Annotated in this window: 18 protein-coding genes; 4 read left to right on the top strand and 14 right to left on the bottom strand. The window is 69.8% G+C overall.

Annotated elements, in window-relative coordinates; all coding sequences use genetic code 11:
• Positions 1 to 9: 9 nt before the first annotated feature.
• From I55_RS01230 to I55_RS01195, 8 genes are all read right to left on the bottom strand, one after another.
• A complete protein-coding gene (locus I55_RS01230; RefSeq protein ID WP_049973719.1) occupies positions 10 to 723 on the bottom strand; it encodes a cyclic nucleotide-binding domain-containing protein in 714 nt (237 codons plus the stop codon).
• A 138-nt stretch (positions 724 to 861) separates the two neighbouring features.
• Entirely contained in the window at positions 862 to 1,245 is a 384-nt protein-coding gene (locus I55_RS01225) for a response regulator transcription factor (RefSeq protein ID WP_044558606.1), read from the bottom strand.
• Between the two features lie 128 nt (positions 1,246 to 1,373).
• Complete coding sequence (locus I55_RS01220) at positions 1,374 to 2,027, bottom strand: response regulator transcription factor (protein WP_044558605.1); 654 nt, start codon at positions 2,025 to 2,027, stop codon at positions 1,374 to 1,376.
• Entirely contained in the window at positions 2,017 to 3,519 is a 1,503-nt protein-coding gene (locus I55_RS01215; protein WP_044558604.1) for a PAS domain-containing sensor histidine kinase, read from the bottom strand. The genes I55_RS01220 and I55_RS01215 overlap by 11 nt, the downstream gene beginning before the upstream one ends.
• 147 nt (positions 3,520 to 3,666) lie before the next feature.
• On the bottom strand, positions 3,667 to 4,548 hold the full coding sequence (locus I55_RS01210) for a C40 family peptidase (protein ID WP_044558603.1): 882 nt from the start codon (positions 4,546 to 4,548) through the stop codon (positions 3,667 to 3,669).
• 5 nt (positions 4,549 to 4,553) lie between these two features.
• Entirely contained in the window at positions 4,554 to 4,991 is a 438-nt protein-coding gene (locus I55_RS01205) for a MarR family transcriptional regulator (RefSeq protein ID WP_044558602.1), read from the bottom strand.
• 192 nt (positions 4,992 to 5,183) lie between these two features.
• Positions 5,184 to 5,621: a hypothetical protein gene (locus tag I55_RS01200; protein WP_044558601.1), complete on the bottom strand. Its 438-nt coding sequence runs from the start codon at positions 5,619 to 5,621 to the stop codon at positions 5,184 to 5,186.
• 235 nt (positions 5,622 to 5,856) lie between these two features.
• Positions 5,857 to 7,254 (bottom strand): M17 family metallopeptidase, encoded by a 1,398-nt coding sequence (locus I55_RS01195; RefSeq protein WP_044558600.1) that lies wholly within the window; start codon positions 7,252 to 7,254, stop codon positions 5,857 to 5,859.
• Positions 7,255 to 7,411: 157 nt separating this feature from the next.
• On the opposite strand from I55_RS01195, the gene I55_RS01190 reads away from it, so the two are divergent.
• Positions 7,412 to 8,074 (top strand): glutathione S-transferase family protein, encoded by a 663-nt coding sequence (locus I55_RS01190; RefSeq protein ID WP_044558599.1) that lies wholly within the window; start codon positions 7,412 to 7,414, stop codon positions 8,072 to 8,074.
• 4 nt (positions 8,075 to 8,078) lie between these two features.
• Here I55_RS01190 and I55_RS01185 read toward each other — a convergent pair whose 3' ends face one another.
• Both I55_RS01185 and I55_RS01180 read right to left on the bottom strand, forming a co-directional pair.
• Positions 8,079 to 9,206 (bottom strand): TAXI family TRAP transporter solute-binding subunit, encoded by a 1,128-nt coding sequence (locus tag I55_RS01185; protein WP_083900746.1) that lies wholly within the window; start codon positions 9,204 to 9,206, stop codon positions 8,079 to 8,081.
• Positions 9,207 to 9,376: 170 nt separating this feature from the next.
• Positions 9,377 to 9,949 (bottom strand): hypothetical protein, encoded by a 573-nt coding sequence (locus I55_RS01180; RefSeq protein WP_148293517.1) that lies wholly within the window; start codon positions 9,947 to 9,949, stop codon positions 9,377 to 9,379.
• Positions 9,950 to 10,037: 88 nt separating this feature from the next.
• On the opposite strand from I55_RS01180, the gene I55_RS32565 reads away from it, so the two are divergent.
• On the top strand, positions 10,038 to 10,679 hold the full coding sequence (locus I55_RS32565) for a glutathione S-transferase family protein (protein ID WP_049973718.1): 642 nt from the start codon (positions 10,038 to 10,040) through the stop codon (positions 10,677 to 10,679).
• Positions 10,680 to 10,719: 40 nt separating this feature from the next.
• Here I55_RS32565 and I55_RS01170 read toward each other — a convergent pair whose 3' ends face one another.
• Positions 10,720 to 11,481, bottom strand: a complete 762-nt coding sequence (locus I55_RS01170) for an SDR family NAD(P)-dependent oxidoreductase (protein WP_044558597.1) — start codon at positions 11,479 to 11,481, stop codon at positions 10,720 to 10,722.
• Positions 11,482 to 11,742: 261 nt separating this feature from the next.
• On the opposite strand from I55_RS01170, the gene I55_RS01165 reads away from it, so the two are divergent.
• The gene (locus I55_RS01165; RefSeq protein WP_044558596.1) at positions 11,743 to 13,659 is read left to right on the top strand and encodes a di-heme-cytochrome C peroxidase; all 1,917 of its coding nucleotides are present in this window, start codon (positions 11,743 to 11,745) and stop codon (positions 13,657 to 13,659) included.
• 142 nt (positions 13,660 to 13,801) lie between these two features.
• On the opposite strand, the gene I55_RS01160 is transcribed toward I55_RS01165, so the two are convergent.
• The 3 genes from I55_RS01160 to I55_RS01150 form a co-directional block, all read right to left on the bottom strand.
• Positions 13,802 to 14,428, bottom strand: a complete 627-nt coding sequence (locus tag I55_RS01160; RefSeq protein WP_044558595.1) for a ParA family protein — start codon at positions 14,426 to 14,428, stop codon at positions 13,802 to 13,804.
• 62 nt (positions 14,429 to 14,490) lie between these two features.
• Positions 14,491 to 16,149 (bottom strand): CYTH and CHAD domain-containing protein, encoded by a 1,659-nt coding sequence (locus I55_RS01155; protein WP_083900744.1) that lies wholly within the window; start codon positions 16,147 to 16,149, stop codon positions 14,491 to 14,493.
• A 156-nt stretch (positions 16,150 to 16,305) separates the two neighbouring features.
• Positions 16,306 to 16,890 carry a hypothetical protein gene (locus I55_RS01150; RefSeq protein ID WP_044558592.1) on the bottom strand — a complete coding sequence of 195 codons (585 nt, stop codon included), beginning with the start codon at positions 16,888 to 16,890 and terminating at the stop codon, positions 16,306 to 16,308.
• 147 nt (positions 16,891 to 17,037) lie between these two features.
• On the opposite strand from I55_RS01150, the gene I55_RS01145 reads away from it, so the two are divergent.
• Positions 17,038 to 18,228 carry a phosphoglycerate kinase gene (locus I55_RS01145; RefSeq protein WP_044558591.1) on the top strand — a complete coding sequence of 397 codons (1,191 nt, stop codon included), beginning with the start codon at positions 17,038 to 17,040 and terminating at the stop codon, positions 18,226 to 18,228.
• The last annotated feature ends 143 nt before the right edge of the window (positions 18,229 to 18,371 follow it).

Below are 18,371 nucleotides of genomic sequence, written 5' to 3'. Positions count from 1 at the left end.
TGGGCGCGTTCAGCAGCCTTCCGACAGATCGGTCAGGGCGGCGATGTCCAGCAACTCCACCATCTGGTCGGGCAGCAGGCGGATGTGGCGGCTGGTCTTGAGCTTGGTGAAGGCGCGGGACACGGTTTCCATGGTCAGCCCCAGAAAATCCGCGATGTCCGTGCGGGTCATGGGCAAGGAGATGCGGCAGTGGTCCTCGGGCTCCGGCGTCAGGCGGCGGGCTTGGCGCAGCAGGAAGCTGGCCAGCCGTTCGGTCGCGGTCTTGCGGCCCAGCAGCAGCATCTGATCCTGCGCCACCTGAAGCTCCGTGGCGGTGGCCGCCAACAGGCGTCGGCGCAGGTCGGGGTCCCGGTCCAGCAGCGCGTCGAACTGGAAGCGGGACAGACGCCGCAGGGTCACCGGCGTCACCGCCTCGGCGGAGTAGAGATAGCTGCCGGTCAGCGCCAGGCCCAACATGTCGCCCGGCTGCAGGAAGCCCACGATCTGGCGGCGACCGTCGGGCATCATCCGCAGGATGCGGACCATGCCCGACGTGACGATGCGGACGCTGGTGGCCGGGTCGCCCTCGGAAAAGATCACCTGGTCACGGTCGCAGGCGCACGCGTCATCCCCCCAGAGGGCAGGGGGAGCGACCGGCACGGGCCGTGCGGCCGACGGGACCATGGCGGCGAAAACGGCGGGGCTGCGGGCGGCGGCTGGGCCGGTGGCGAGCGATGGCGTCATCTGGGGCTCCCGTGTTCTTCCGGGCCCTCACGCGGCCCGTCGTCATTCCGTGCCGTGACGTTAGCGCCCAGCCGCCCGCCTGGTCAGTTCGGTCTTCTACGTAGGTAAAACCCCGTATTCCGGCGTCGGTGCCAGGCGCTACGGACGGCTGGCGGGGGCGGCCAGCCGGCTCAGCTCATCCACCAGGCGGGTGGTGTCGACCGGCTTTTCCAGAAAGGCCACCACACCCGCCCTGAGGGCGCGTTCCCGGGTCTCCGCCTCCAGGTTGGCGGACATCATCAGGATGGGCAGGCCACCCAGCCTACCGCCATGGCGTTCCACGAAATCGACGCCGGTCATCTCCGGCATGTGCTGGTCGAGCAGCAGGCACCCCGGCGTGCCGTCGAACGCCGCCGCGAAGTCCTGGCACGAGGCGTAGAGGTCAACCTCGAAGCCATAGAGCCGCAACAGGAACTTGAGTGAATCCCGGACGGATTCGTCATCGTCGACGATATAGATCCGTCCTGGCGCCGCCTCTGCCAAACCAAGCCTCCCGGGGGCGGGAAAGTCACACTAGGGTAGTGCCGCCCCTGTCATGGGCCTAAATTTAGAAGGACAAGGTTCCGGCGGTAATACGGGTTTCCCCGTATACGGCCCGCGTTTGACAAGGATCAGTCCGCCTTGGGACGAATGCCGGCGGCCAGCGCCAGGCGCACCAGGTGGGACAGGCTGCCGGCGCGCATCTTCTCCATCACCCGGGCACGATGGATTTCCACCGTGCGGGGACTGATGGACAGATCGAAGGCGATGATCTTGTTGGGCTTGCCGTCGATCAGGCCGCGCAGCACCTCCATCTCCCGCGGGGTCAACGCCTCCAGGCAGGCCAGCACCTCGGCCGGGGGCGCTTCGGCCACGGGCTCCGCCGGACCGGACGGCGCGGGTTCGGCGGCGGCACGCGGACGCGCCAGGGCCGCCTGGATGGAGGCCAGCAGCGTCTCCTCCTCGAACGGCTTCTCGATGAAGTCCACGGCCCCCGCCTTCATCGCCGCCACCGCCAGGGGCACGTCGCCATGGCCGGTCATGATGATCACCGGCAGGCCGTATCCAGCCGCCACCAACCTTTCCTGGACCTCCAGCCCCGTCAGTTCCGGCATGCGCACGTCCGCCACCAGACAGGCGCACCGCGTGGGCGCGTCGGACTCCAGAAAGGCCAGCGGGGACGGGAAGACCATCGCCTGGTACCCCGACGCCAGCAGCAGGAACCGCAGGGAATCCCGCACGGCGGCGTCATCATCCAGGATGGCGATGATGGGATCAGCGGCCATGGTTTTCCCCGGTCTCCGACATCAGGGGCAGGGTGAAGCGGAACGTGGCCCCGCCCCGGTCGTTACGCTCCGGCCACAGCCGGCCGCCGTGGGCCTCGATGATGGAGCGGCTGATCGACAGGCCCACGCCCATGCCCCGCTCCTTGCCGGAGACGAAGGGCTGGAACAGGCGGGCCATGACCGCTTCGTCCAGGCCATGGCCTGTGTCGGCCACGGCGACCTCCATGAACCCCGCGCCGTCGGGCGCCGCGGTGATGGACAAGGTCCGCTCGGGCCGGCCGCTCATCGCCTCCACGGCGTTGCGGATCAGATTCAGCAGCACCTGCTGGATTTGAATCTTGTCGATCAAGGCGCGATGCTCCTGGCGTCGCAGGTGCATTTCAACCCGGACCCCGGACTCCCGCGCCCCCACCAGCGCCAGGGCGACCGCTTCCTCGACGATACCATCCAGGCTTTCCACGCGCCGGTCGGTGCTGCCCTTGGCGATGAAATCCCGCAGCCGCCGGATGATCTGCCCGGCGCGCAACGCCTGTTCGGACGCCTTTTCCATGGCCTCCCGCGCCAGGGGCAGGTCGGCGTCCTCCGCCCGCTCCAGCAGCCGCATGGACGCCTTGACGTAGTTGACCACGGCGGTCAGCGGCTGGTTCAGCTCATGCGCCAGTGCCGACGCCAACTGGCCCATGACGCTGACCCGGCTGACATGCAGCAGTTCGGCCTGAAGCTGCTGCAGGCGCCGTTCCACCGCCTGGTGTTCCGTCAGGTCGTGGACGAAACCAGTGAACAGCCGCTCGCCCTCCAGGTCCACGGCGCCCACCGCCAGCTCCATGGGAAAGACGGAACCGTCGCGGCGCTGGCCGGAAACGATGCGGCCGACACCGATGATCCGCTTCTCCCCGGTGGCGAGATAGCGGGCGATATACTGGTCGTGCTGTTCCCGATAGGGCGAGGGCATGAGCATGCTGATGTTCCGGCCCAGCACCTCCGCCTCCTCGTAGCCGAAAAGGCGCCGCGCCGCCGGGCTGAAGGACCGGATCAACCCCTTGTCGTCGATGACGATCAGGGCGTCGGGGATGGTCTCGATGATGGAGGCCAGGCGCGCCTCGCGCTCGCGCAGGGCCTGCTCCGCCGCCCGCCGGTCGGTGATGTCACGGATGATGCCGATATAGGCGGGCGGTCCATCCGGCAGCGCCTCGCCCACCGACAGTTCCATGGGGAAGGTGCTGCCGTCGCGGCGCAGGCCCGTGACCTCACGGCCGATGCCGATGATGCGCCGCTCCCCCGTGGCACGGTAATGCGCCAGGTACTGGTCATGTTCCGCCTGATACGGCTCGGGCATCAGCATCTTGACGTTGCGGCCGATGACCTCCGCCGCCGTCCAGCCGAAAAGCCGTTCGCAAGCGGGGTTGAAGGATTGGACCGTGCCCTGGCCGTCGATGACGATGACGCCGTCCGGCACGGTATCCATCAGGGCGCGGAAATGGGGCGACAGCATCCGATCCTCCGTCGCGATCGGCACGGATCGCCATCGAAACGGTTGGCAGACTGAACCAATTCACCGCCATTTCATAGGATTGAAATTCCCCGGCGCATGCACGTGAAAGCCCCAATCCTGGCCGCGCCGCCACGGGCGCGGCGGCCTTCACCCCAGCCGCTTCACCGCGGTAACGCCCTTGCCGGCGGCGGCGCGGGCCAGCACGTCGGCCAAGGGTTCGCATACCGTCGCCATGTGGTGGGCGTTGGCATGCACCAGGTGTGTGTCGTCGGCCATGATGCCGACATGGCCGGGGAAAAACACCAGGTCGCCCCGGGTGTAGGCATGGCCCTGGCCATCGGCGGAGACCTGCGTGCCCAAGGCGGCCTGCTGCTGGTCGCTGTCGCGCGGGCAGGGCAGGCCGGCGGCGTCCAGCGCCACCTGGATGAGACCGGAGCAGTCGATGCCCACGCTGGTGCGGCCACCCCAGAGGTAGGGGGTGCCTAGCAGGCGCAGGGCCGTGTCCACCGGGTCGGCCTTCAGGCCGCCAATCTCCGCCACATGGACCAGGGGGACCCAGCCGCCGCCGGCGACGCCGGCGAAGCCGTTCTCCACCGCCACCACGCTCAGGGGGGCGCCCAGGCTGATCATGTCCAAGGGCGGGGTCTTCAGGTCGGGTTCGGGGTGGAAGAAGCTGCGCAGCGCCGTCAGCTTGTGCGTCGGCTCCGCCAGCTCGTCATCCAGCGCCTCCAGCTGCAGGTAGCCGACGTAGCCGTCGGTGGCGTTCTGGCCCCAGACCCAGCCGTCCTTCTCCTCGAACACCGTGAACACCTCGCCGAACAGCAGCTGGCTGGACTGGCGGGCGGTGGCCGACGGTTCCTCCTTCAGGCTGACGTAGCCGGCGCGCACCTGGCAGGGCACGCCGTCCACATAGCGCTCTGCCGTCACCTTGCCATACAGGTGGGCGGAGGCGAGGTCGGAACGGTAGGGGTTCACGCGCGGGTCCAAACGCGGATCCGGGACCGGCGTGGTCTTGGACTTGGGGGGCATTCACATCATACCGGCGCGGAAACCGGCTCCGAAGCTGAAGGGGCGGGGCCTGGCGCGGGCGCCGCCGGGGACACGGCGGCGGGCCGCAGGCGTGAGGCGTCCAATGCGCCCTGCACGGCCCCGGCGTCAATCACCATCTGCCCGAACTCATGCAGGAAGACGGAGCCCTTGACCGTGCGCTGGACCAGGACGTTGCGCCGGTCCTCGGCGTCGCGCTTGCGCTTGGTGAAGCCCAGGCGTCCCAGCCGGTCCAGCGCACGGGTGATCGCCGGCTTGGACACGTTCAGCGTCGCCGCCAGCCCGCGCACGGTGTGGGGTGGCGGGGTCATGTACACGGTCAGCAGCAAGGCCAGCTGGCGGGCCGATAGGTCCGGGCTGGCGGCCCGCACGCTGGCCACCAGCGCGCCGCGCCAGAGTTCCAGGGCTTCGAGATTACGCGACATCCTGCCCCCCGCATCCGGAAACGGTCATCCGGTTGAACTGTTGTTCCGGCCCCACCGTCGTTCCGGCAGCGTATCGGGCAGGTCGCAACTGTCCGGGAGTGTGCCGAAAGTCCCGCGCAGCGGCAAGGGCCTGCCACCCCATTGGGAGTGGCAGGCGCGCTGAATTCTCGCGTTTTTTTGCCGCCGTGAGGATCAGACCGGCTGTGGGCAGAGGAAACTGGCGGTGAGGTTGCTGAGCGGGCCGGGCCAAGTGCCGAACTGGATGGCGCCGCTGTAGAAGTAGAGCGGGGGGGCCGGGAAGGCCAAGGTCATGTCGAACTTCAGGTGCTCATCCACGCTCTGCGCGATCAGCGTCAGCGGAAAGCCAATCGCCGGCGCGTTGTCGTAAATGAACATGACCCCGGTGAACGGCGAGATCACCGGTGCCGCCGGGTTGGGAAAGGACAGGGTGCCGGTGACCGGTACCACGTCGCACCGGGCGGCCGACGCCTCCGTATGCCGCCCCTTCACCGCCGACTTCAGATCCGGCACAACGACGGTCAGGTCATATTCGAATCCCACCTGTTGGGCGGAGTCCACCACGATGGCGGGCTGATAGACGGTCAGTTTCAGGGCAAGAGTCTCAGGCATCGATTCCTCCTCAGTCCGTTTGGTTCAGTCGGTTTGGGGCAGAGATCGAGCGGCGCCGCGTCATTCCCTTATGGTGGTGTATTTTATGTGCACTGCACCTAAATGGCGAGTCTTTTCGCGCCCAGACTTCAGCGATATTTCATATGCGATGCACAACCCGCCCTGGTTGCGCACATCGATATTAAATGACCCGGCGCCATGGGCGCCGGGTCTGTGGCGGAGCGGGCGGGCAGGCTTACGCCGTCGCGGGATAGCGGCGGCTGAGCATGGCGAAGGCGGCGCGCAGGCCCATGGCCTCGCCCCCCTCAGGCCGGCCCGGCCGTGTGGCGGTGTTCCAGGCCATCAGGTCGATATGGGCCCAGGGCGTGCCCTTGGTGACGAAGCGTTCCAGGTAGAGTGCTGCCGTGATGGCACCGCCATAGCCGCCGCCCGGCGCGTTGTTGAGGTCGGCGATCTTGCTGTCCAGTTGCTTGGCGTAGCCCTGCCACAGCGGCAGGCGCCACAGCGGGTCACCCGTCTCTTTCGCCGCCGCCAGGATGTCGTCGGCCAGTTGGTCGTCATTGGCGAACAGGGCCGGCAGGTCGGTGCCCAGGGCGATGCGGGCCGCCCCCGTCAGGGTGGCGAAGTCCAGGATCAGGGCGGGCTTGGCGCTGTCGGCCTCCGCCAGGGCGTCGCACAGGATCAAGCGGCCCTCGGCGTCGGTGTTGCCGATCTCCACCGTCAGGCCCTTGCGGGTGGTGATGATATCCATGGGGCGGAAGGCGTTGCCGGAAATGGCGTTCTCCACCGCCGGCACCAGCACGCGCAACCGCACCGGCAGCCTGGCCGCCATGACCAGGCGGGCGAGGCCCAGCACGTGGGCGGCACCGCCCATGTCCTTCTTCATCAGCAGCATGCCGCCGGCGGGCTTGATGTCCAGGCCGCCGCTGTCGAAGCATACGCCCTTACCCACCAGGCAGACCAGCGGGTGGGAGGTGTCACCCCAGGTTAGCTCGATCAGGCAGGGCGCCTTGGCCGCCGCCCGGCCCACGGCGTGGACGGTGGGATAGTTCCGCGCCAGCAGGTCGTCACCGACGATGACGGAGACGGCGGCGCCGAATTCCGCCCCCAGGTCCCGCGCCGCCTTGGCCAAATCGGCCGGCCCCATGTCCTCTGCCGGGGTGTTGATCAGGTCGCGCACCAGGGTGACGGCGCGGGCCATGCTGTCCACCGCGTCGGCATCCGCCCCCGTCGGCAGCACCAGGCGCGGCAGGTCCTTCGTGGCCTTGCGGTAGCGGGTGAAGCGGTAGCTGGCCAGCGCCCAGCCGGTGGCGGCGGCCGTCGCCTGCTCTGGCGTCAGGCTGTCGTCCAGGGCGTAGCTGGCTTCCCCTTTCCCCGCTGGCAGCGTCGTCGGCAACCCGGCGAAGCTCCACAGGTCCAGGGTTTCGCCCACGCCCACCAGCACCCGGTCCAGCTGCCCGTCCGCCGACGGCAGCAGGGCGGTGGTGCCCGGCTCAGCGGCGAAGCCGGTGCTGCGCACCCAGGCGGCCGTCGCGGCCGGGGCCGTTTCCAGCCAGGCGTCCAGCCCCTCCTTGCGCACGGGGATCAGAGTGACGGTGTCGGCGGCCTTCTGGGCCAGGAAGCAGGGCAGCACGGGGGAAAACCTTTCGGCTTCGGAAAGTCAGGCCGGCAGGGTTCCACATCCGGCGGGATGTTTCAAACATGGCGGTGTCACACCTGTTGGCAACACCGGGGGCGCCCGTTAACCTTCCGCTCCCCGCCCCACCCTCGCCTTGCCAAGGGAAGCCCCCATGTCCGCCGACCTGACCCTGATCCTGGGCAGCAAGACCTATTCCTCCTGGTCGCTCCGCCCCTATCTGGCGCTGCGCCACGCCGGGCTGGCGTTCGAGGAGGTGGTGATCCCCCTGCGTCAGGCGGACAGCAAGGCGCGCATGCTGGCCCACAGCCCGGCGGGCAAGGTGCCGGCCCTGATCCACCGCGCCGACGGCGGCGACGTCACCGTGTGGGACAGCCTGGCCATCTGCGAATACGCGGCCGAGCTGGCGCCCGATGCCCAGCTGTGGCCGCGGGAGCGCGCCGCCCGGGCACACGCGCGCTCGGTCAGCGCCGAGATGCACTCCGGCTTCATGGACCTGCGCCGCAACCTGTTCATGGACCTGGGGCGCACCATCGACCGGCCGGAGCGCCTGGCCAAGGCCGCCGGCGATATCGCCCGGATCGAGGTGCTGTGGGCCGATTGCCTGAACCGCCATGGTGGCCCCTTCCTGTTCGGCGCCTTCACCATCGCCGACGCCATGTACGCGCCGGTGGTCACCCGCTTCCAGACCTGGAAGGTGCCGCTGACCGAGGCCAGCCAAGCCTACGTCACCGCCATCGAGGGCCTGCCCGCCATGAAGGACTGGCGCGCGGCGGCGGCGCAGGAGACCCTCGTTCTCGACATGCTCCTGGACTGAGGACTCAGCCCGACATGGCCAGGGTCACGTCGAAGCCCTGCTCCCGGTAATAGCGCGCCGCTCCCGGGTGCAGGGGCACGGCCAGGCCGGTCAGGGCCGCCTCTTTCCGGATGCTGTCGCCGCGCGGGTGGCCAGCCACCAGCAGGCGGTGGGTGTTGGGGTGCCACAGCGCCTTGACGATGCCATAGGCCAGATCGTCCGGCAGGGCGGTGGTGGCCAGCCACTGGGCGCCCACGCCCAGGGTCTTGGTTTCCGGCACGCCGACATAGGCGCCGTCGCCGCCGATCATGGTTTCGGTGAACAGCGGCAGGCCGGGGCTGAGGCGCGGCAGGCGGGAATCGATGATGGAGATCAGGCGCACCGGCAGGCGGGCCGCCACGTCCGCCACCGCCGGCAGGGGATAGCCGCCAATGATGAAGAAGGCGTCCAGCTGGCCCGAAGCCAGGCGGTCCCCCGCCGTGCCGGGGTTCAGGTAGAAGGGCTGCACCGTCTTTTCCGACAGGTCGTGCGCCTGCAGGATCAGCAGCGCCGTGGGCAGGGTGCCGGAGCCCTTTTCGCCCAGGGCCACGCGCCGGCCCTTCAGGTCGTTCACCGTCTTGATGGGGCTGTCGCCGCGCACCACCAGGTGCACCGTCTCGCTGTACAGGTTGGCCAGGGCCCGCAACTCAGTGAAGGGCGGCTTGCCGGCGTAAGGTCCCTTGGCCTTGTAGGCCAGGAAGCCGATGTCGGCCTGCACCAGCCCCGTCTCGAACCGGCCGGCGCGCAGCGCCTCCACATTCTCCACCGCGCCGGAGGTGGTCTGCGCCACGGCGATGACGCCCGGCACCCCGCAGCTGCCGCCCCGGTCACACCCAGGGCTGCCCGGCGGATTGCTGACGGCGTTTGCCAGGATGCCGCCGATGGGGAAATAGGTGCCGCCGGTGGTGCCGGTACCGATGGTCAGGAAGCGGATGGACTCAGCCCGAGGCGCGCGCCCGCCGCCGCCCCATGCCAGGCCAGCCGCCGCCAGCGCGCCCAGCGACCCGGTGAGCACCCGCCGGCGCGATGGCGATGGGAAACCCGGCGTAGGGGCATCCGCGCGGTCCTTCCCTGACGACGGGAAAGGGCTCCGGCTGTCGGGGGCCTCGGACACGGGGAAACATCCTTCAACGGACGGCGCGGCGGCCCCGGGAAACGGGGGGCGCTCGGGTAATTATTATCGCGCCGACGGTGCGGCCGGCGCAATGTTTGAATGCCGCACGCGCACACTTCCTACCCCACTGTGGCCTTATTACCCTCGGCCACCGGCCACGGGGGGATGCGTCAAGGCGCCACCAGGCGCAACTCGCGGCGGAGCAGCCGGGCACGGTCCTGGAACACCCGCAGGCGCACCTTGAACTGCTCCGGCGTCGGCTGGTAGTGCATGACGATGGCCAGCCGGTCCAGGCTGCCGTCCGTCCCGCGGAACGGCAGGCCGATGCGGGGCACGTTGTACATCACACCGTCATCCGTGCCGATCTGGTCCTGGCCGTAGATGGGCTGGGCGTCGCGCGCGATGGCCGACTGGAAGCCCAACGCCGCCTCCAGCATGTCGGGCGGATAGAACTCATCGAAATACTGGCCGGTGGGGTCGGTGCCGGCGGCCAGCGCCGAAAGGGACCCACAGAACACCACCCGCACCCGCCCATCGGCGCGGAAGGCGGTGGTCACGGCCAGATAAGGCAGGAAGCTGTCGGGCACCGCCGCCAGGTCCAGCGCGGCGGACGGGGGCGGCACGGCCCCGCCGCCCAGCCCCCGCCACCATGCGTAGGCATGGGCGATGGGGCCGTCGGGCAGGTCATCGGCATGGATGACGCCCGCGATATCCGGCAATGGTTGGGCCGCGTTCAATGGCATAATGCATCGACCATAGCGTCAGGACCGACCGACCGCCAGCCGCAAGACCGGCATGCCTGTACACCTTTACGGTCAGAGGAGAAGGCCCATGAAACTCTACGGTGCCGCCCTGTCCCCTTATAGCGCCCGCGTGATGCTGGCGATCCGCGCCAAGGGATTGGAAATTCCCCTGGTGGACCCGCCCGGCGGCCAGAAATCGGCCGCGTTCCTGGCCCTCAATCCCATGGGGAAGACCCCGGTGCTGGACGCCGATGGCGCCGTGGTCATCGAGTCCGCCGTCATTTGTGAATTTTTGGAGGACGCCTTCCCCGACCCCGCCCTGCTGCCGGCGCAGCCAGCGGCGCGGGCGGCCCAGCGCACGGTGGCGCGGCTGCTGGACCTCTACGTCCTGCCGCCACTGCTGTCGCTCATGGCCCAGACCGGCGACTCCACCATCAACGCCGCGCGCCTGGACAAGCTGACCCGGGGATTGGACGCGCTGGAAGCGGTGGTGAGCCGCACCCCCTTGCCCGCGCCGGCACCGACGACCCTCAGCCTGGCGGATTGCGCGCTGGCGCCCACACTGCTTTTCCTGGAACGGTTCCTGCCGCGTTACAGCCAGGAAGACCTGCTGGCCAAGCGTCCGGCGCTGGCGGCCCTGTGGACCGCCTATGCCAGCCACCCCCTGGTGACGCCCGTGGCCCGGGAGATGGAACGGGCGCTGGAGGCGTTCGGCCAGCGGCGGGGCTGACGCCCCGCCGCACCTCGACAGCCCCAGCCTCTCCAGGAACTTACTTCGCGTTCATCCTGACCGCGCCGTCCAGGCGGATGGTTTCGGCGTTCAGCATGACGTTGCGGCAGATGGCCAAGGCCAGGTCGGCGTACTCCTCCGGCTTGCCCAGGCGCTTGGGGAAGGGGATGGAGGCCGCGAGGCTGTCCTGCACCTCCTGCGTGAAGCCCGCGACCATGGGGGTCCAGAAGATGCCGGGGGCGATGGTCATGACGCGCACGCCCACCCGGGCCAGCTCGCGGGCGATGGGCAAGGCCATGGCGTGCACGCCGCCCTTGGACGCGGCATAGGCCGCCTGGCCCAGTTGGCCATCGAAGGCGGCGACGGAGGCGGTGTTGATGATCACGCCGCGCTCGTTGTCCTCCAGCGGGTCCAGCGTGCTCATGTCGGCGGCGGCCAGGCGCAGGATGTTGAAGGTGCCGATCAGGTTGATCTCGATGACCTTGCGGAAGGCGTTCAGATCCAGCGGGCCCTCACGGCCCAGAACGCGGCCGGCGGTGGCGACGCCGGCGCAATTGACGGCGATCCGGGCCGCACCATGCGCCTCACGGGCGGCGGCGATGGCCGCGGTGGCGCTGTCGGCGCTGGTCACATCGCAGCTGAGCGCCAGCCCGCCGATCTCGGCGGCCACGGCCTGGGCCGCGGCCACGTTGACGTCCAGCAGGGCGACCTTGGCGCCCTCCGCCGCCAGGCGGCGGGCGGTGGCGGCGCCCAGACCCGAACCACCGCCGGTGATGATGGCGGCAACACCTTGAACCTGCATGCTTCTCCCCTTTTTTTCCCGAAGTTGGCTGGTGAACGACCGGACACGAGCGCCGGCTCTTTGCCGCCTTTCTGGCAAGGATGGGCGCCCAAGTCCAGGGCACACCCGGTTTGCCGCCCCGTATGTCACAGGAAAGGGCGGGGTGTCACAGCGCCCCTCCCTTGACGGCCGCACGCCACGACAATTGGATATTTTCGCGCTTAACGTGTATTTTGCGGGTAAGTCGCCTGGCCAGGGCGGGGGGATAGGGGGGATCACGTCATGCGCGGGACCATGGTGCGGCGGGCGACCCCGATCGCCCTCGCGGGGGCGGCCGTCCTGGGTGTCAGCGTCCTTTCGCTGGCTGGACCGGGCCGGGCCGAAACACCGGCGGCACCCGCCGTGGTGCGCCTGCTGGACCAGAACTGGCCGCAATCGGTGCGCCAGGGCTTCTACACCACCAGCCAGGGCTCGCAGCTGATGCCGTACAACTGGTTCAAGGCGCTGGAGCGGCCGGGCTCGACCCAGCTGTTCCTGGCCGACCGGCTGGCCCGTTTCGGCTATCTACCCAACGAGGTCTCGGCGCAGAACCCGGAGCGGCTGCCCGTGGGTTTCGCGCTGGACCGGGGCACCGGCCCCACCTACATCGGCATGACCTGCGCCGCCTGCCATACCGGGCAGATCACCTACCAGGGCACGGCGCTGCGGGTGGACGGCGGGCCGGCCGACGCCGACTTCCAGGGCATGCTGGTGGAACTGTCGGCGGCGCTGGCCGAAACGGTGTCCGACCCGGCCAAGTTCAACCGTTTCGCCGCCCGGGTCGGCGGCGACAGGGCGGCGCTGAAGACCAGCCTGGCGGCCTTCGCCGCCGCCTGGGGCCAGTTCTTCGGCGCGGCGCTGGATGGCCAGGCCTGGGGGCCGGCGCGGCTGGACGCCTTCAGCATGATTTTCAACCGACTGACCGGCCTGGACTTCAAGGTGCCGTCCAACGTGGCGCCGGCCCATGCCCCGGTCAGCTACCCCTTCCTGTGGAACGCCCACCGGCAGGACGCGGTGCAGTGGAACATGTCCGCCCCCAACGGCAACTACATCAAGGCCCTGACCCGCAACACGGGGGAGGTGCTGGGCGTGTTCGGCGCGCTGAACGTCTGCGTCGCCGGCAAGGACATCGCCGGCAACGCCTGCCCCGGCGACCGGCGGCGCTTCGCCTCCAAGCTGTTCCCCCACATCCCCTTCTACGACACCTCGATCAGCGTGCCGGGCCTGATGAAGCTGGAATGGGCCATCACCGTGCTGGCGCCCCCCGCCTGGCCCTCCACCGTCTTCGGGCCGGTGAACGCCGGCCGGGCGGAGGATGGGCGCCAGCTGTTCAACGAGGTCTGCGCCGACTGCCACCACATGACCAAGGCGGCGCTGAGCCAGGAGGTGTGGCCGGTGCTGGACCAACGCCCGACCGACACCGACCCCACCATGTACCGCAACGCCCTGCGCTGGGTGAAATCCGGCCCGCTGGACGGCACCCGCGCCTTGCTGTTCGGCGATGACGGCGCCGTCACGGTGGGCGACATGCCGGCGGAGGCGCCGGCTGTCAGCGTCCTGACCAACGGTGTCATCGGCGGCATCGTCGACGGCCTGCTGAACCAGAAGGGCGGGAAGCTGAACCACGACGACTATTCCAACCTGGGGCTGACGCCGCTGAAGCTGATCAAATTGGCCATCGACCAGAAGACGGGCACCGTCAACGCGGTGGAGGAAGCCGCCGGCCCTGCCTTCAAGACCGTGCGGCCGGCCGGCCCACCGGCGCACAAGACCTCCTGCGTCACCAGCGACGGGGCGGCGGGTGACCAGACGCCGCCGGTCTATGAGGCGCGGCCGCTGTTCGGCATCTGGGCCACCGGCCCCTACCTGCACAATGGTTCCGTTCCCACCCTGTGGGGCGTGCTGAAGTCATCCGCCCGGCCGGCCGCCTTCGCCGTGGGATGGCGCGAGTTCGACCCGGTGCAGGTGGGCCATGTCAGCGCCGTGGGGACGCCGGGCACCTGGACGTACGACACCCGCCTGCCCGGCAACTGCAACCGCGGCCATGACGACTATCGCCGCGCCGACGGCAGCGAACTCACCGATGACCAGCTGTGGGCCATCCTGGAATTCCTGAAGATGCTGACCACACCCGACCAGTTATGGCGGAGTGTGTATTAGCTTTTGGACGCCCTCAAACGCCGGGCGCCCCCATCCGGGGGCTTGGCTTCCTCGGTTTCCGGTCTTCCCCGGAAACCTGCGGCGGACTAGGTGAGCGTCCTGGTCGCTACGCTCCATTGAGCCAAGGCCCTGAGGTCATGCCTCAGCTCGGATCCTCGATGAACGCGATCAGCGGGGCCCAGTCCTGGCGCAGGTCGGCCAGGCGCTTGGCCTTCTGGTCGAACAGGCTGAGGCCGGCGGCGGCCGCGTCGGGATAGGCCTGGCTGTCGCGCAGGCGGGTCACCACGCGGTGGCCCACCGTGCCCAGGAAGGTGTCCAGCCGGTCGGCGGCGCGGGTACGGGCGCGGACGCGGTTGCCCACCACCGCGACGGCCTTGCGGCTTTTGCGGATGGGCTTCAGCTCATCCAGCTTCTTCAGGAAGCGTTCTGTCGCCTGCTCATCGAAGGCGCCGGGCAGCAGGGGCAGCACCACCACGTCGGCCTCGGCCACCAACTGCTCCACCTCCTTCGCCTTCAGGGCGGCGGGGGCGTCGATGACCAGCACGTCGGCGCCCTTGGGCACGCCGCCGATCTCCTTCGTCCAGTCCAGCGCGGCGATCACCGGGGCCGTCACCGGCCGGCGGGCCAGCCAGCCCAGGGAGGACTTCTGCCGGTCGACGTCGGCCAGCACGGTCTGCCGGCCGTCGGCGGCGAAGGCGGCGGCCAGGTGGGTGGCGACCGTGGTCTTGCCGACGCCGCCCTTGATGTTGGCCACGAGGATGGAAAGCATGAGGTACCGGTTCCTTAAACGTGCGGCATGGAATTGCGGTTAGGGGGGACTGCGGTTAGGGGTCAGGAGGGCGGGTGCGGCCAGTGGTCGACCGGCGCCCAGAAGGGATCGGCGTCCAGGAAGTCCTCCACCGCGCGGCAGAGCGCCTCCTCCCCCACCGCCATGTGGGCGGCGTGCCAGCCCAGCACCAGGCCAGCGCCCATGTCCCAGCCGGCGGGGGTTGTGTCCTTGGCTCCCACGAGATCGGCGCGCAGGTCGCGGATCAGGCCATCCATGGTGGCGACGTCGTTCAGGTGGCCCAGCCCGTCCTGCAAGGCGGACAGCCGGTCGAGATAGCGGCGCACGCCCTTTTGCGGATAAAGGCAGCGGAAGAAGTCCACACCATAGCGCAGCTTCTTCAGCGCGATGCGCAGGCCGTGGCGGGCGGGGGCGTCCAGGCGGGCGAAGTGGCGGCCGCGCTTGGCGGCGCGGTGGCGCAGGCGGGTCAGCACCGCGTCGGCGAAGGGAGGCAGCGGCTGGCCCAGCCAGGCCAGGCGATCGGCCGGCGCGTCGTCACGCCAGCAGCGCCCGTCCACCCAGCGCCCCAGGGTCAGCAGCAGCTCGGTATAGCCGGGGCCGGACACGGTGGCGCGGGCGACGGCATGGCCCCGCCCCCGGGCGCCCTGGGCGGCCACGGCCAGCGCGCCCAGGCTTTCCTGCTCCGGCATCGCCGCCGACACCGGCGTCAGCAGCTCTTCCAGGAACACGTCCCAGGCGCGGGCGGGGCCGACGGCATCGGCCAGCCCCTTCAGCGCCACCTTCAGACCGGCGCTCTGCGCCGGCGGCAGGATGGCCTTGAACAGGGTGAGGGCGGAGCGCAGGCGCCGCACCGCCACGCGCAGCTGGTGGACGCCGGACGGGTCACCCGCCAGCACCGCGGCCTCGTTGGCGGCCATGTGGTGGACGCAGGCGCGGACCACGCCGGCCAGCGCCGCTTCCACCGTGTCGTTGGCGCCGAACTCCAGGGGGCCGGCCTTCACCGCCTTGGGCTCCGCCACCTCCCCCTTGGCCAGGGCATAGCCCCGGTCCGCCTTGGTGCGCATTTCCAGGCGCAGGGGCACGGCGCGATGCACCGCCAGCGCCAGGTCGTAAAGCACGCGGCGGTCCTGGCCGGCGGCCAGTTCCAGCTCCAGCTCCGCGATCGGTTCCTCCCGCCCGTCGGCGCTGCGGGTGACTCCCTGGTCAACCGCCACCTCCACCGCCAGGCCGGCCGCCAAGGGCACGGTGCGGGTCCAGCGCTTGACCTCATTGCTGAACACGGGCGCCAGCCGGCGCAGGTCCACCCCCGCCAGCAGGGCCTGGGCCTCGTCGGTGAAGGCCTGGGGCACCAAATGGCCGTCGGGGGCCGGGATTTCCCATTCCGACCGGGACAGGGCCATGCCGCGCGCCGTGGACGGCCCCTTCAACGTCTGCAGCAGCTTGGCGCCCGACTGGCGCAGGCGCAGGCTGACGCCCCGCGCGGCCAGTTCCCCTTCGGGCGTGTCGAAGTAGGTGTTGATCAGCGTCTTGGTGGCGGCGCGCGGGCCGGCCAGCACCGGTGCCGCCTTCAGGCGCGCCAGGTGCTTCGGATCCGCCGCCAACTTAAGCTCAATCTCCTGTGGGGCTTCCACCGGGGACGGGACGGGCGTTCCCTCCGCCGGGGCGGCGGAAGGTGCAGGAGGCGGCGACGGATGGTCAGGCATCAAGGCGGGGGTCCGGCTTTGACAGGGGCGCGGGGCCGGCGGCCGGGCACGCCCATGAGCCCAACGCTATAGGACCCCCCGGGCGGCGACAATATGGTGAATGGTTAAACTTTGGCGGGGCCGGCCAATTGTTCGGCTGGTCAAAGGTGGCCGCCGTCACAAATGGCCGTGGCGCACGATCGCCAGGTTTATGGCCAAGTGCGTCACCACCATCAGCGTGAACCACAGCGCGCGGGCGGCGGGATACGTCGCCCGCACCGCCCACAACTGGCCGAACGACAGGGCCACGTGCAGCAGGCTGGGGACGGAGCGCGCCACCAACACCGTGCCCAGGGCCAGCAGCGGCGGGAACCCCAGGCTGAGGCAGTGGGCGTCGCCGGCGGCGCACAGCGGCAGCATGCCGCGCGCCAGCGCCCACACGGCCACGCCCAGTTCCCAGGCAGCCCAGGCATAGCCGGCACTGACCGCCGCCCGGGTATCGCGCCGGCTCAAGGACAGCAGCAGGTAGCGCCCCGCCTCCTCCACGCCGGCGCCCAGGATCAGCAGCAGGGTGACGGGGCCGACATGACCGCCGGACAGGCCCAGGGCGCCCAGGTCGCGGGCGGCCCAGTCCTCCATGGCCGTCACGCCGGGCAGGACCAGCAGGCCGGCGGCCAGCACCCGCCCTTCCAGCACGCCGCGCCGCGCGAACACGAGCGTGAGCAGCGCCAGGACGATCAGGAAAGCGATGTAGTAGATCACGGAAATGCACCCCCATCCGGCCCCGCATCCGCCTTTCGGCCAGAGAGGTGTAGCGGGCCGCCTTGTGCGGTTGCAACAGGGTCCCGCCTATGCTTCCTTGGCCCCGTCCTTCGCATTCCACGATGATATGGGCCGGGAACCGACGCCATGACTTTCAAGACCCTAGACGATATCGCCCCCGCCAACCGCACCGTGCTGGTCCGCGCCGACCTCAACGTCCCCGTCCAGGACGGCAAGGTGACGGACGCCACCCGCCTGGTCCGTCTGGTCCCCACCTTGAAGGAACTGGCGTCCCAGGGCGCCAAGGTCGTCGTGCTGTCGCATTTCGGCCGGCCCAAGAACGGCCCGGATGAGAAGAACTCCCTGCGCCAGGTGGTGCCGGCCCTGTCGGACGCCCTGGGCGCGCCGGTGGCCTTCGCCAGCGACTGCATCGGCAAGCCGGCGCAGGACGCCATCCGCGCCCTGGAAAAGGGCCACGTGCTGGTGCTGGAGAACCTGCGCTTCCACGCCGGTGAGGAAAAGAACGACGCCGCCTTCGCCGCCGAGCTGGCCAAGCTGGGCGACCTTTACGTCAACGACGCCTTCTCCGCCGCCCACCGCGCCCATGCCTCGACCGAGGCGCTGGCCCGCCTGTTGCCGGCGGCGGCCGGCCGCCTAATGCAGGCGGAACTGGTGGCCCTGTCCAAGGCCCTGGGCCAGCCGCAGCGGCCGGTGGCCGCCGTGGTCGGCGGCGCCAAGATCAGCACCAAGCTGGACCTGCTGCTGAACCTGGTGGGCAAGGTCGACATCCTGGCGCTGGGCGGCGGCATGGCCAACACCTTCCTCTACGCCCAGGGCGTGGACGTCGGCGCCTCGCTGGCGGAGAAGGACATGGCCGACCAGGCGCGCGCCATCCTGGCCAAGGCCGAAGCCGGCGGCTGCCAGATCCTGCTGCCCAAGGACGGGGCCGTGGCCAAGGAATTCAAGGCCCATGCCGCCAACCGCATCGCCGCCCCCGGCGACATCGCGGCGGATGAGATGATCCTGGACGCAGGCCCCGCCACCGTCGCCTACTACGGTGAGAAACTCGCCACCGCCAAGACGGTGGTGTGGAACGGCCCCATGGGCGCCTTCGAGATCGAGCCGTTCGACACCGCCACCAACGCCGTGGCCAAGATCGTGGCCGACCTGACCAAGGCCGGCAGCGTCCTGTCCGTGGCCGGCGGCGGCGACACCGTCGCGGCCCTGGAGCACGCCGGCGTGGCCGATGCCTTCAGCTACATCTCCACCGCCGGCGGCGCCTTCCTGGAATGGCTGGAAGGCAAGGAGCTGCCGGGCGTGAAGGCGCTGGAAGCGTAAGCTTCAATCGCGGGGCGGCCCCCTTTCATGTGAACGAGGGGTCGCGTGCGACAGCGGCATGAGGCAATCCCATGCCGCTGGTTGCGGCCCTGCGGCGACCTTGAGCACTTAGAGTATCCGTTATGTGCAAGCCGCTTTTTCCT

This window comes from Azospirillum sp. B4 (genome assembly GCF_000333275.1).
Taxonomy (GTDB): Bacteria; Pseudomonadota; Alphaproteobacteria; order Azospirillales; family Azospirillaceae; genus Nitrospirillum.
Note: the sequence above shows the minus strand (reverse complement) of the source record. Positions and strands in the feature narration are given on the sequence as shown.